At 64.2% G+C, this 12,446-nt stretch carries 10 protein-coding genes; 3 read left to right on the top strand and 7 right to left on the bottom strand.

Annotation, left to right across the window (positions count from 1 at the left end; genetic code table 11):
• Positions 1-255: 255 nt before the first annotated feature.
• From KW830_RS14480 to KW830_RS14470, 3 genes are all read left to right on the top strand, one after another.
• Entirely contained in the window at positions 256-3,147 is a 2,892-nt protein-coding gene (locus KW830_RS14480) for a ribonucleoside-diphosphate reductase subunit alpha (RefSeq protein WP_218333546.1), read from the top strand.
• 227 nt (positions 3,148-3,374) lie between these two features.
• Positions 3,375-4,466 carry a ribonucleotide-diphosphate reductase subunit beta gene (locus tag KW830_RS14475; protein ID WP_066537613.1) on the top strand — a complete coding sequence of 364 codons (1,092 nt, stop codon included), beginning with the start codon at positions 3,375-3,377 and terminating at the stop codon, positions 4,464-4,466.
• 181 nt (positions 4,467-4,647) lie between these two features.
• A complete protein-coding gene (locus KW830_RS14470; RefSeq protein WP_218333545.1) occupies positions 4,648-5,616 on the top strand; it encodes a hypothetical protein in 969 nt (322 codons plus the stop codon).
• Between the two features lie 78 nt (positions 5,617-5,694).
• On the opposite strand, the gene KW830_RS14465 is transcribed toward KW830_RS14470, so the two are convergent.
• From KW830_RS14465 to KW830_RS14435, 7 genes are all read right to left on the bottom strand, one after another.
• Positions 5,695-6,606 carry a carbohydrate kinase family protein gene (locus KW830_RS14465; protein WP_066537629.1) on the bottom strand — a complete coding sequence of 304 codons (912 nt, stop codon included), beginning with the start codon at positions 6,604-6,606 and terminating at the stop codon, positions 5,695-5,697.
• A gap of 23 nt (positions 6,607-6,629) precedes the next feature.
• On the bottom strand, positions 6,630-8,138 hold the full coding sequence (locus KW830_RS14460) for a zinc-ribbon and DUF3426 domain-containing protein (protein WP_218333544.1): 1,509 nt from the start codon (positions 8,136-8,138) through the stop codon (positions 6,630-6,632).
• Between the two features lie 94 nt (positions 8,139-8,232).
• Positions 8,233-9,120, bottom strand: a complete 888-nt coding sequence (prmA, locus tag KW830_RS14455; protein ID WP_066537643.1) for a 50S ribosomal protein L11 methyltransferase — start codon at positions 9,118-9,120, stop codon at positions 8,233-8,235.
• 80 nt (positions 9,121-9,200) lie between these two features.
• On the bottom strand, positions 9,201-10,559 hold the full coding sequence (gene accC, locus KW830_RS14450) for an acetyl-CoA carboxylase biotin carboxylase subunit (RefSeq protein ID WP_066537652.1): 1,359 nt from the start codon (positions 10,557-10,559) through the stop codon (positions 9,201-9,203).
• Positions 10,560-10,650: 91 nt separating this feature from the next.
• Positions 10,651-11,112 (bottom strand): acetyl-CoA carboxylase biotin carboxyl carrier protein, encoded by a 462-nt coding sequence (gene accB / locus KW830_RS14445; protein ID WP_066537660.1) that lies wholly within the window; start codon positions 11,110-11,112, stop codon positions 10,651-10,653.
• 136 nt (positions 11,113-11,248) lie between these two features.
• Positions 11,249-11,806 (bottom strand): TlpA disulfide reductase family protein, encoded by a 558-nt coding sequence (locus KW830_RS14440; RefSeq protein WP_218333543.1) that lies wholly within the window; start codon positions 11,804-11,806, stop codon positions 11,249-11,251.
• Entirely contained in the window at positions 11,803-12,405 is a 603-nt protein-coding gene (locus KW830_RS14435; protein WP_066537673.1) for a hypothetical protein, read from the bottom strand. Before KW830_RS14435 ends, KW830_RS14440 begins: the two co-directional genes overlap by 4 nt.
• Positions 12,406-12,446: the final 41 nt, after the last annotated feature.

Raw genomic sequence — 12,446 nt, 5'->3', positions numbered from 1 at the left:
CTGCCACCCCGCATGGCTTGCGGACTTTCGCCGGAAAAGCACCAGCGGGCGGGCGCTGCCAGCGTGTCAAGCCCCTGACGCCACAGATTTTTTCCCGCTTCCGGCTTGGCAGCACAGGCCTGCGCAGTACACTACCCCTAGTGCTCGGCAATCAATCGACCACTACATCTAGTGTGCAACATCTTGTTGCAACTACCGCATTCAGACGCAGGGCCCCACCGCCGTCGGCCCCGCCATCCCAATCAAGAGGAACCCATGCAAGACGCACCGAATACCCTGTCTGCCGACCAGCCCACGACCACCCAGGTAGCGCTGGAGACCTACCAGGTGATCCGCCGCAGTGGCGATGTCGTGCCTTTTGCTCCGCAGAAAATCGCCACCGCCGCCACCAAGGCCTTCCTGGCCGTGCGCGGCGCCCAGGGCGCTGCATCCGCCAGCGTGCGCGAAACCGTCGACAGCCTGACCCACGCCGTGATCCGCGCCCTGGTGCGTTCGCGTCCGGGCGGCGGCACCTTCCACATTGAAGACATCCAGGACCATGTGGAACTGGGTCTGATGCGTGGCGGTCACCAGGATGTGGCCCGCGCCTATGTGCTGTACCGCGAAGCCCGCAACCAGGAACGCGCCGCCGCCAAGAAGAAGGCCGAGGAAGAAGCCGCAGCCGCTGCAGCCCCCAAGCCCACGCTGCACGTGACCGACAACGGCCAGCGCCAGCCGCTGGACCAGGAACGCCTGCAGGCCCTGTTTGAAGCTGCCTGCCGCAACCTGAACCCCGATATCTCCGCTGCGCCCATCCTGAGCGAGACGCTGCGCAATCTCTACGACGGCGTGCCGCTGGCCGAGGTCTACAAGGCCGCCATCCTGGCCGCCCGCACCCTGATCGAGACCGATCCCGACTACACCTATGTCACCGCCCGCCTGCTGCTGCACACCATCGTGCGCGAAGTCATGGGCCGCGATGTGCAGCCTGCCGACATGGACGCAGCCTATGCCGACTACTTCCCCGGATTCATCCAGAAGGGCGTGGACAACGAGCTGCTCAACCCAGAGCTGCTGAAGTTCGACCTGCCCCGCCTGGGCAAGGCACTGAAGGCCGAGCGCGACCAGCAATTCGACTACCTGGGTCTGCAAACGCTGTACGACCGCTACTTCCTGCACGTGCGTAAGACGCGCATCGAACTGCCGCAGAGCTTCTTCATGCGTGTGGCCATGGGCCTGGCGCTGCAGGAGTCCGACCGCGATGCCCGCGCCATCGAGTTCTACGAACTGCTGAGCTCGTTCGACTTCATGTCTTCCACGCCCACGCTGTTCAACAGCGGCACGCTGCGTTCGCAGCTGTCGAGCTGCTACCTGACCACTGTGTCCGACGACCTGGGCGGCATCTACGACGCCATCAAGGAAAACGCGCTGCTGTCCAAGTTTGCCGGCGGCCTGGGCAACGACTGGACCAATGTGCGCGCCCTGGGCGCCCGCATCAAGGGCACGAACGGCGAATCGCAAGGCGTGGTGCCTTTCCTGAAGGTGGTCAACGACACGGCTGTGGCGGTGAACCAGGGCGGCAAGCGCAAGGGCGCTGTCTGTGCCTACCTGGAAACCTGGCACCTGGACATCGAAGAATTCCTGGAACTGCGCAAGAACACTGGCGATGACCGCCGCCGCACCCACGACATGAACACGGCGAACTGGATTCCCGACCTGTTCATGAAGCGCGTGGTGGAAAAGGGCGACTGGACCCTGTTCTCGCCTTCCGACGTGCCCGAGCTGCACGACCTGTTCGGCCAGGCTTTCGAGAAGGCCTACACCGCCTACGAAGCCAAGACCCAGACCGGCGAAATTACGCTGTTCAAGCGCGTGCCCGCCGTGGATGTGTGGCGCAAGATGCTGTCCATGCTGTTCGAGACCGGCCACCCCTGGATCACGTTCAAGGACCCTTGCAACATCCGCTCGCCCCAACAGCATGTGGGCGTGGTGCACTCCTCCAACCTGTGCACGGAAATCACGCTGAACACCAGCGACAGCGAAACCGCCGTCTGCAACCTGGGCTCCGTGAACCTGGCACGCCACATCACCAACGGCGCCATCGACCACGCCAAGCTGCGCAAGACCATCACCACGGCCATGCGCATGCTGGACAACGTGATCGACATCAACTACTACGCCGTGGACAAGGCCCGCGACTCCAACATGCGCCACCGCCCGGTGGGCATGGGCATCATGGCCTTCCAGGATGCGCTGTATGAAATGCGCACCCCCTACGCCAGCCAGGCTGCCGTGGAGTTTGCCGACGCCGCCATGGAAGCGGTCTGCTACTACGCCTACTGGGCATCGACCGAGCTGGCCAAGGAGCGCGGCACCTACTCCAGCTACCAGGGCTCGCTGTGGTCGCAGGGCATCCTGCCGCTGGATTCGCTGAACCTGCTGGAAAAGGAACGCGGCGGTTATGTGGACGTGGACCGCACCGTGCGTCTGGACTGGGAAGCGCTGCGCGCCAAGATCCAGGCCGACGGCATGCGCAACTCCAACTGCGTGGCCATTGCGCCCACGGCCACCATCTCCAACATCGTGGGGGTGGACGCCTCCATCGAGCCCTCGTTCGGCAACCTGTCGGTCAAGTCCAACCTGTCCGGCGAATTCACCGTCATCAACCAGTTCCTGGTGCGTGACCTGAAGAAGCTGGGCCTGTGGGACGAAGTGATGGTCATGGACCTGAAGCACTTTGACGGTTCGCTGCGCCCCATCGAGCGCGTGCCGCACGACCTCAAGCAGCTGTACGCCACCGCCTTCGAAGTGGAACCGCATTGGCTGGTGGAGGCTGCCAGCCGCCGCCAGAAGTGGATCGACCAGGCCCAGAGCCTGAACATCTACATGGCGGGTGCATCCGGCAAGAAGCTGCACGACACCTACCTGCTGGCCTGGCAGCGTGGTCTGAAGACCACCTACTACCTGCGCACCATCAGCGCCACCCACGTGGAGAAGTCCACGGTCCAAAGCCGTGTGCTGAATGCCGTGTCGGCCAACGCTCCCGCCGCCATGGCCTCCATGAGCGCGCTGGAAAAAGCCGCAGCCGCCGCCCGCGCCCAGCAGGCACCGGCCACGGACATCAAGTTCTGCGCGATCGACGACCCCGGCTGCGAGGCCTGCCAGTAACGGCAGATGCCTCCCGGTGCACAGGGCGCCCAGCGTTCGGTGCACCCCCGCTTTGGCGCCAGACGCCAGACGCCAGAGCGGGCGAGGCCCTCGGGGGCTGCATGCCCCCGGCGACGGCGAAATGCAACGCGCCCATGTGCCGCCTGCCGCCACACTTGTGACATCGATGAATCGAAAAAGCTGGATGGCAATGAACGCACCCAGCTGCTCCCTCCAAGGAATACACCATGCTGAGTTTTGACGACGACACCCTTGCCCCTTCCGCCAGCAGCGCGGAAAGCGGCGCATCCACCAACACCCACAAGCGTGTGAACGCGGCCGACAAGCGCATCATCAACGCCAAGACCGACGTCAACCAGCTGGTGCCCTTCAAGTACAAGTGGGCCTGGGAAAAGTACCTGGCCACCTGCGCCAACCACTGGATGCCGCAGGAAGTGAACATGACGCGCGACATCGCGCTGTGGAAGAGCCCCAATGGCCTGACTGAAGACGAGCGCCGCATCGTCAAACGCAATCTGGGCTTCTTTGTGACCGCCGATTCGTTGGCGGCCAACAACATTGTGCTGGGCACCTACCGCCACATCACCGCACCGGAATGCCGCCAGTTCCTGCTGCGCCAGGCCTTCGAGGAAGCCATCCACACCCACGCCTACCAGTACATCGTGGAGTCGCTAGGTCTGGACGAAGGCGAGATCTTCAATGCGTACAACGAGGTCGAGTCCATCCGCAACAAGGACGAGTTTCTGATCCCCTTCATCGAAGCGATCATGGACCCGAACTTCCACACCGGCACACCGGAAACCGACCAGACCCTGCTCAAGAGCCTGATCGTGTTTGCCTGCCTGATGGAAGGTCTGTTCTTCTACGTGGGCTTCACGCAGATCCTGGCGCTGGGCCGCCAGAACAAGATGGTGGGCGCTGCCGAGCAGTACCAGTACATCCTGCGCGATGAATCCATGCACTGCAATTTCGGCATCGACCTGATCAACCAGTTGAAGCTGGAGAACCCGCACCTGTGGACCCCTGCATTCAAGGAAGAGATCAACGAGCTGTTCCGCAAGGCCGTCGAGCTCGAATACCAATATGCCGAAGACACCATGCCACGCGGTGTGCTGGGCATGAATGCATCGATGTTCAAGGGCTATCTGCGCTACATCGCCAATCGCCGCGCCACACAAATCGGTTTGGAAGAGCTGTTCCCGGGTGAAGAAAATCCGTTCCCCTGGATGAGTGAAATGATCGATTTGAAGAAGGAACGTAACTTCTTTGAGACACGAGTCATCGAATATCAGTCCGGAGGTGCACTTTCTTGGGATTAATACCTCCTCAAGTGCTACAAGAAAATTCATAATGCGCCCCATGCCATCAACTGCTTTTGCGAATTTGGTGGCATGGGGCGCTTTTATGCGTGTTGCGTTGAATCCCTCCACGGCGCACAGGATCACGCCCTGCGTTCCAATCGCAAACAGCGCTTTGTATAAACCAACGAAGGAGAAGATGATGGCAACTGCAAAGAAAACCGCAGCGAAAAAGGCTGCCACCACCGGCAGCGAAAGCACCAAGAAAACTGCCGTCAAGGCAGAAGTGAAGAAGACCGCCGCCAAGGCCGCAGCCCCCAAGGCCGCAGCCCCCAAGGCCGCTGCCAAGAAGGCCACCACCGCCAAGGCTGCTGCTCCCAAGAAGGCTGCTGCACCTGCTGCCAAGAAGGCTGCCGCTCCCAAGGCTGCTGCACCTAAGGCCGCAGCTCCCAAGAAGGCCGCTGCACCTGCTGCCAAGAAGGCTACCGCTCCCAAGGCTGCTGCGCCCAAGAAAGCTGCTGCTCCTGCTACTGCCAAGAAGGCCGCTGCTCCCAAGGCCGCCGCCAAGAAGGCCACCACCGCCAAGGCTGCTGCGCCCAAGAAGGCTGCTGCTCCTGCTGCCAAGAAGGCCGCCGCTCCCAAGGCTGCAGCTCCCAAGGCCGCCGCCAAGAAGGCCGCCACCGCCAAGGCTGCTGCGCCCAAGAAGGCCGCTGCTCCTGCTGCCAAGAAGGCCGCCGCTCCTAAGGCTGCAGCTCCCAAGGCCGCCGCCAAGAAGGCCACCACCGCCAAGGCCGCTGCACCCAAGAAGGCCGCTGCGCCTGCTGCCGCCAAGAAGGCCGCTGCACCTGCTGCCAAGAAGGCTGCCGCGCCTGCTGCCGCCAAGAAGGCTGCTCCTGCCAAGAAGGCCGCTGCACCTGCTGCCAAGAAGGCCGCTGCACCTGCTGCCAAGAAGGCTGCTGCGCCTGCTGCCAAGAAGGCCGCTGCGCCTGCTGCTGCCAAGAAGGCCGCTGCGCCTGCTGCCGCCAAGAAGGCCGCTGCACCTGCTGCTGCCAAGAAGGCTGCCCCTGCCAAGAAGGCTGCTGCTGCGCCTGCCGTAGCTGCTGCGCCTGTGGCACAGACAGCGCTGGCACCCCAGGCTGCCTGGCCCTTCCCTACCGGCGGCAAGCCCTGAAGCATTGGCCGTTGCGGCCATCGCCCATGAAAAAAGCCCGCAGATGCGGGCTTTTTTCATGGGGTCAGCGCTGGGGCATCAGGCCGCCAGCAGGCTGTCACGCAACTGCTCCAGGGTGTAGTTTTGCGGGCCACGGTGTGCCACCTTGACTGCGCCCACCTGGTTGCCCAGCTCGGCACATTGCGCCAGCGACCAGCCTTGCTCCAGACCGTACAGCAAGGCAGCGCGCCAGGCATCGCCACATCCTGTGGGGTCCACCACGGCAGCGGGGGTGACCGCAGGCACCAGGGTGCGCACGCCCTGTTCCCACACTTCACAGCCTTCCGCCCCCAAGGTCACCACCAGGCCGCGCACCTTTTGCGACAGGGCCTCCAGCGACAGCCCGGTGCGGTCGCACAGCATCTTGCCTTCGTAGTCGTTGACGGTGACCCAGGACGCCTGGTCGATGAACTGCAGCAGCTCTTGCCCGTTGAACATGGGCAGGCCCTGGCCGGGATCAAACACAAAAGGAATGCCGGCCTGGGCCAGCTGTGCCGCATGCTGCAGCATGGCATCACGGCCGTCGGGCGAGATGATGGCGATCCGGGCACCGCATTCCGCGGTGATCACGTTCTGATGGGCCAGCGACATCGCACCGGGGTGGAAGGCCGCGATCTGGTTGTTGTCACGGTCGGTCATGATCATGCACTGGGCCGTGTGCGTATCCTGCACCTGGCCCACATGGCGGGTGTCGATGCCCTGCGCCTGCATGCGTGCCAGGTAGTCCGCGCCATCGCTGCCGACCATGGCCATGGGCAAGGGCTGACCACCCAGCTGCTGCAGCGCATAGGCGATGTTGCCGGCGCAGCCACCGAAGTCACGGCGCAGCGAAGGCACCAGGAAAGACACATTCAGGATGTGCAGCTGCTCCGGCATGATCTGGTCTGCAAAGCGACCTTCGAAGGTCATAATGTTGTCAAAGGCCAGGGATCCGCAAATCAATGCAGGCATGGGAAATCCTTGAAAGAAAAAAATCAGGGGTAAAACAGCAGCACGCGGTAGCCTGACACCTGCAGGTTCAAACCTTCGGTGGTCACCGGCACCGTGCCGCTCCACTCGGCACCGGCCTTGAGTTCTGGCGGTGCGCCCAGCTCCTTGGCCTGAATCACCTTGCGGGCGATGGCTTGGTCCTGGGCATCGGTCAGCGTCAACTCCACGGCCGGCATGCCCACGGGCGTGCCGGCGCGGTTCTGTATGCTCAGACTCAGCTGGTAGGCACGCTCGCGCTCGCCCTTGGCAAACGTGGAGCCCGACACCACCATGGCGCCAATCTGCTGGCGCGGCCCCAGCTTGCACTGCAGGGCCGTGCACATGAACTCCAGTGCCGGCCGCAGGCTGGGTTGCCAGGCCGCCAGTGCGTTGCGCTCATGCAAGGCCACTTGCAGGACCAGCGCCACCGGCAGCACCACGACGCTCGCGCCCATGGCGACCCGCACCACGGGCTTTTGCCACCAGGCCTTGCGCCGTGCATCGCGCACAAAACCCGGCTCCAGTGAAGAGTCCAGCACCAGCGGATCGTCATCGTCCACCGGTTCGGCAAACGGAAATGCCGGTGCTGCCGCGGAGGCGATTGCGGCTTCGGACTGCGCCAGCTTCTGTGCCGCAGATTCAATGGCATCCACCGGCGGCATTGCAGCTCCGGCATCCGCGGGCTCCGCAGCATGGGTCACCACCTCGGCCGCCTCCGCCGCCTCTGCCGGCAGCACCGGTGTGGATGCGTCCACCCTATCCGCCGCTTCCTGCACAGAATTCGGCCCCTCGGGCTCGGCATCCGAGCGCCCGTCCTGTGCCGGTGCTGCACCTTGCAGGCCATAGCGGTCGGCAGCGGCCCACGCGTCAGTCAAGGCCTCCGCGGATGCCGAGGGCTCCTGCCTTGCCACCTCAGCCGGTGCCGCCGCGCTGGCATTCCATACGGGGTCTGTGCGCCCCGACGCCGGCGCTGCAGGCGCGACCGATGGCGACTGCAGCGCCGGCTCGGGATCTGAAAAATGGTCCGGCTCCACCGCTGCATGCGATGGACGCAGCGGCTGCGCCACCTCAGGCTCTGGCTCTTCATGCGCTGCCGGAGGTTCCGGCAGCTCGGGATCGTCCGACCATTGCGGCGCCGGCAGCTCATAACCCGGAGCGGGTGGCACGACCGGCGCAGGCACCGGCATGTCGGGCGCTGGAAGCGATGGCTCCTCGCCCTCAGGCTCGGTCACCACTTCCTCGGCAAAGGGTGCCACAGGCATGGCTTGCACGGCTGGCACGGCAGACGCACCGGCCACACCGGTGTGCGCCACAGCGTCCGGAACGGCAGGGGCTGCCGGCACGGGCTCCGGCGCCGCCGCAGGCTCCACGGCAACCACCGCATCCAGGTGGTCGCGCGCGTCGAACACCTCCTGGCACTGACCGCAGCGCACCCAGCCATCGGAAATGCGCAACTGGTCTGCCACCACGCGAAAACGCGTGCTGCAGGAAGGACAGGTGGTGATCTGGCTCATGGCGCACCGATTGTAGAAGCAGGCCGCCCGCCCGCCACACCCGCAACCCGCGGGGGGCAGACAGTCACAGCCCAAAAGAAGCTGTGCGTGCGGCTCAGGCCTTGCGGGCCGTCATCAGAATCCAGCCGTCTTCGCTGTCGCTCACATCCAGCTGCACATAGGGTGCATAGGCCTGCTTCAGCTCATCCGCCTGGCGCTCCAGGATACCGGCCAGCACCAGATGGCCACCGGCCTGCACATGGTTGCACAGCAGCGGCGCCAGCATCCGCAGCGGCGTCGCCAGGATGTTGGCCAACACCGTCTGGTACTGGCCCTGGGCCTTGTCGGGCAGGCCGGCGTTCAGCTGCACCGCATTGGCCTGGGCATTGAGCTCGCAGGAGACCACGGCATCGGGATCGATGTCCACCGCATCAATCGCTGGCGCGCCGAACTTGGCCGCACCGATGGCCAGAATGCCGGAGCCGCAGCCATAGTCCAGCGTACGGCCCAGGCTGCCTGCCGGCTGCGTGGCAATCCAGCGCAGGCACATGCGGGTGGTGGGGTGGGTGCCGGTACCGAAGGCCAGGCCCGGATCCAGGCGGATGCTGACCTTGGCGGCTTCGGGCATCTCGTGCCAGGTGGGCACGATCCAGAACTCAGGGGTGATGTCCACTGGCTGGAACTGCGACTGCGTCAGCCGCACCCAGTCCTGGGCTTCCACTTCCTGGATGCCCAGGACCTGGCAGCCGCCAAAGAAATCCTGCAGCACCAGCAGGTCCTGCGCCTGCCGGGCGGCGGCTTCATCGGGGAACAAGGCCACGATGCGGCTGCGGTTCCAGCCATCCTTGGGGGGTGGCATGCCAGGCTCGCCGAACAGCGCCTGTTCCGCTTCGGTCTGGGCGTCCATGTCCTCCACGGACACGCTCAGGGCATCCAGCGCATCGAGCGCATCGCTCACATCTTCCACCCGGTCTTCCGGGCACATCAGGCTCAGCTCATGCATAAGGCAACTCCTTGGGCTGAAAAACGAAATGCTGGCCCCCGTTGCCAAGGGCCAGCATGCTGGTCATCTACCGTGGTGGATCAGCGCTTTTTGCGGTGTTCCAGCCATTGCTCCAGGTAATGGATGTTGGTGCCGCCTTCCATGAACTTGGCGTCCACCATCAGGTCCTGGTGCAGGGGCACATTGGTCTTGATGCCTTCGACCACCACTTCCGACAGCGCCGTGCGCATGCGGGCCAGGGCCTGCTCGCGGGTGTCACCGTACACGATCAGCTTGCCGATCATGGAGTCGTAGTTGGGCGGCACGAAGTAGTTGTTGTACACGTGCGAGTCCACACGCACGCCAGGACCGCCAGGCATGTGCCACATGGTGACACGGCCGGGCGAAGGCATGAAGTTGTACGGATCTTCGGCGTTGATGCGGCACTCGATGGCGTGACCGCGCATCTGCGTGTTGATCTGGCGCTGGGTGAAGGGCAGCTTGTCGCCGGCCGCCACCATGATCTGGGTGCGCACGATGTCCACGCCGGTGATCGATTCGGTCACCGGGTGCTCCACCTGGACGCGGGTGTTCATTTCAATGAAGTAGAACTCGCCGTTCTCGTACAGGAACTCGAACGTGCCCGCACCGCGGTAGCCGATCTTCTTGCAGGCAGCCACGCAGCGCTCGCCGATCTTCTCGATCAGGCGGCGGGGGATACCGGGGGCCGGAGCCTCCTCGATCACCTTCTGGTGGCGGCGCTGCATGGAGCAGTCGCGCTCGCCCAGGTACACCGCGTTCTTGTGCTGGTCGCACAGCACCTGGATTTCGATGTGGCGTGGATTCTGGAGGTACTTCTCCATGTAAACCGCAGGATTGCCGAAGGCAGCACCGGCTTCGGCCTTGGTCATCTGCACGGCATTGACCAGGGCGGCTTCGGTGTGCACCACGCGCATGCCGCGGCCACCACCGCCACCAGCGGCCTTGATGATCACCGGGTAGCCGATGGCCTTGGCGATGCGGCGGATCTGGGCCGGGTCTTCGGGCAGTTCGCCGTCCGATCCGGGCACGCAGGGCACGCCCGCCTTGATCATGGCTTGCTTGGCCGAAACCTTGTCACCCATGATGCGGATGGAATCGGCCGTGGGGCCGATGAAGGCGAAACCGCTTTGCTCGACACGTTCGGCAAAGTCGGCGTTCTCGCTCAGGAAGCCATAACCGGGGTGGATGGCTTCGGCATCGGTCACCTCGGCAGCCGAGATGATGGCCGGCATATTGAGGTAGCTCAGAGGCGACGGGCCCGGGCCAATGCACACGGCTTCGTCGGCCAGCTTGACGTACTTGGCTTCGCGGTCGGCTTCCGAGTAGACCATCACGGCCTTGATGCCCATTTCGCGGCAAGCACGCTGGATGCGCAGGGCAATTTCACCCCGGTTGGCAACCAAAATTTTCTTAAACATGGAGGTCCTCGTTGTTCCTCGCCCTGTCAGGGCGAACCGTGGAATCCGCAGGGCAGCGGCACAGTCCGCTGACCCTGTGGGCCCTGGCAGATCACTCGATCACGAACAGCGGTTGTCCGTATTCCACGGCTTGGCCGTTGTCGGCCAGGATGCGGGTCACGGTGCCGGACTTGTCGGCTTCGATCTCGTTGAGGATCTTCATGGCCTCAATGATGCACAGCGTGTCGCCTTCCTTGACCTGGGCACCCACGTCGACAAACGCCTTGGCGCCTGGGCTGGCAGAACGGTAGAACGTGCCCACCATGGGGGACTTCACTTGATGGCCCACCACAGGTGCGGGCAATTCAGCGACCGCAGCGGCGGCAGCGGGTGCGGCAGCAGCAGGTGCCGCAGCGGCGGGAGCGGCTTGCACCGGTGCAGCCACAAACTGCTGCACCACGGCGCCACCGCCCTTGACGATACGGACTTTGCCTTCGGCTTCGGTGATTTCCAGCTCCGACACATTCGATTCGGACACCAGATCAATCAGGGTTTTGAGTTTTCGCAGATCCATGGAAGCTCCAACGGCTAAAACTAAGTAGGGCGCGAATTTACCCTAATTTCGCCCTTCTCCGCACATTGGGCTGCATTTTTAGCGAACGCCAACATGGTAAAGCTTCGCATTTCTGCACTCGCTTGCGCCAAATCAGCTATAGGGACTGGGCCCACTGCTGCAGATCGGCGCTGCTCAACTCGCCTATTTTACGTTGCTTCACATTTCCTCTTGTATCGAACAAGATAGAGAAAGGTAGCCCCCCTGTGACATTGCCCAGGGTCCGCGTCAGCGTGCTGCCGCCCGCCCCGGCCATGGCCACCGGAAATGCCAGCGGCTGGCGCGCCAGGAATTTCTGCACCGGCGCCGCCTGGTCCACGGCCAGACCCAGCAACTGCACCTGCGGCTGCTCCTGCGCAAAGCGGGACAGCAGCGGCAGCTCCCGCACACAGGGCGGACACCAGGTGGCCCAGAAATTCACCAGCAAAGGCTTGCCGGCAAACTGCTGCAGCGCCAGCGGTGCGCCCTCTGGCGTTTGCAGCTGCAAGGCCCAGAAGGCCTGCTCCGCCGCGGCATTGGGCGAAGGCGCTGCACTGCTGCGCCACCAGGCCCAGCCAGCGCCGGCCACGGCAGCGCCGCCCGCCACGCCGGCCACCAGCCAGCGGCGGCGCCCGGGCTGCACGGTCTCTTGCGGGGTATGGGGTGCGGGGCTCATGCGGCGGCCTCCGCATCCAGCAGCGCACGCAGCGCGGTCACCTCGCCCCGCGCGGTGCGGCCCTGCCCATCGGGCTTGAGCGCGCCGCGCAGATCGTCGAAGTCGTAGACCATCAGGTGCACCCCGACGGCTTCATTCAGGGGCTTGCAGAAGCTGCTGATGCTCAGGGCATCCACGGTCTCGCCATGGAAGCCCGTGACCTGGGTCACGTCGTACTGCACGTTGTGGTCGATGAGCGCGATTTCGGCCGACTTGGGGTCATCGCAGAACATCTGGATATAGATGTCCGACAGCCGGGTGGCCGTGCCGCGCCATACCGCTCCGGCCAGATAGGGGCGAAACGGCGCCATCCGCTCCATCCACACCACGGCCAGCTCGCGCAGCGCGCGCAGCTCCTGGGGCTGGGTATCGGCGCAGAACAGCTCGATATATTCCCGCACCGCGGCTTCAACCCGGTCGTTGTCCGGCAAGGGGGTGCGCTGCGGCAAGCCCAGCTGGCGCACGGCACGGCGCTTGGCAGGGCCCCACTCCAGCCCCTCTTCCACCACCAGTCGGGCAGCGGTCTGGGCGATTTCATCGGCAATGGACGGTACAGACATGGACCCATTGTGGCCCAGTCCGGGATACCCCTGCACCAGCG

The sequence above is a fragment of the Comamonas sp. CMM03 genome (assembly GCF_019218715.1).
In the GTDB taxonomy this organism is placed as follows: Bacteria; Pseudomonadota; Gammaproteobacteria; order Burkholderiales; family Burkholderiaceae_C; genus Comamonas; species Comamonas terrigena.
This window is presented reverse-complemented; position numbering and strand designations above follow the sequence as displayed.

What these genes read in the sequence shown, in the direction of transcription:
- prmA (WP_066537643.1), bottom strand. Translation starts at nt 9,120, where the DNA reads ATGCATGAGCTGAGCCTGATGTGCCCGGAAGACCGGGTGGAAGATGTG.
- KW830_RS14460 (WP_218333544.1), bottom strand. Translation starts at nt 8,138, where the DNA reads ATGAGCCAGATCACCACCTGTCCTTCCTGCAGCACGCGTTTTCGCGTG.
- KW830_RS14470 (WP_218333545.1), top strand. Translation starts at nt 4,648, where the DNA reads ATGGCAACTGCAAAGAAAACCGCAGCGAAAAAGGCTGCCACCACCGGC.
- KW830_RS14475 (WP_066537613.1), top strand. Translation starts at nt 3,375, where the DNA reads ATGCTGAGTTTTGACGACGACACCCTTGCCCCTTCCGCCAGCAGCGCG.
- KW830_RS14465 (WP_066537629.1), bottom strand. Translation starts at nt 6,606, where the DNA reads ATGCCTGCATTGATTTGCGGATCCCTGGCCTTTGACAACATTATGACC.
- KW830_RS14435 (WP_066537673.1), bottom strand. Translation starts at nt 12,405, where the DNA reads ATGTCTGTACCGTCCATTGCCGATGAAATCGCCCAGACCGCTGCCCGA.
- KW830_RS14440 (WP_218333543.1), bottom strand. Translation starts at nt 11,806, where the DNA reads ATGAGCCCCGCACCCCATACCCCGCAAGAGACCGTGCAGCCCGGGCGC.
- accC (WP_066537652.1), bottom strand. Translation starts at nt 10,559, where the DNA reads ATGTTTAAGAAAATTTTGGTTGCCAACCGGGGTGAAATTGCCCTGCGC.
- accB (WP_066537660.1), bottom strand. Translation starts at nt 11,112, where the DNA reads ATGGATCTGCGAAAACTCAAAACCCTGATTGATCTGGTGTCCGAATCG.
- KW830_RS14480 (WP_218333546.1), top strand. Translation starts at nt 256, where the DNA reads ATGCAAGACGCACCGAATACCCTGTCTGCCGACCAGCCCACGACCACC.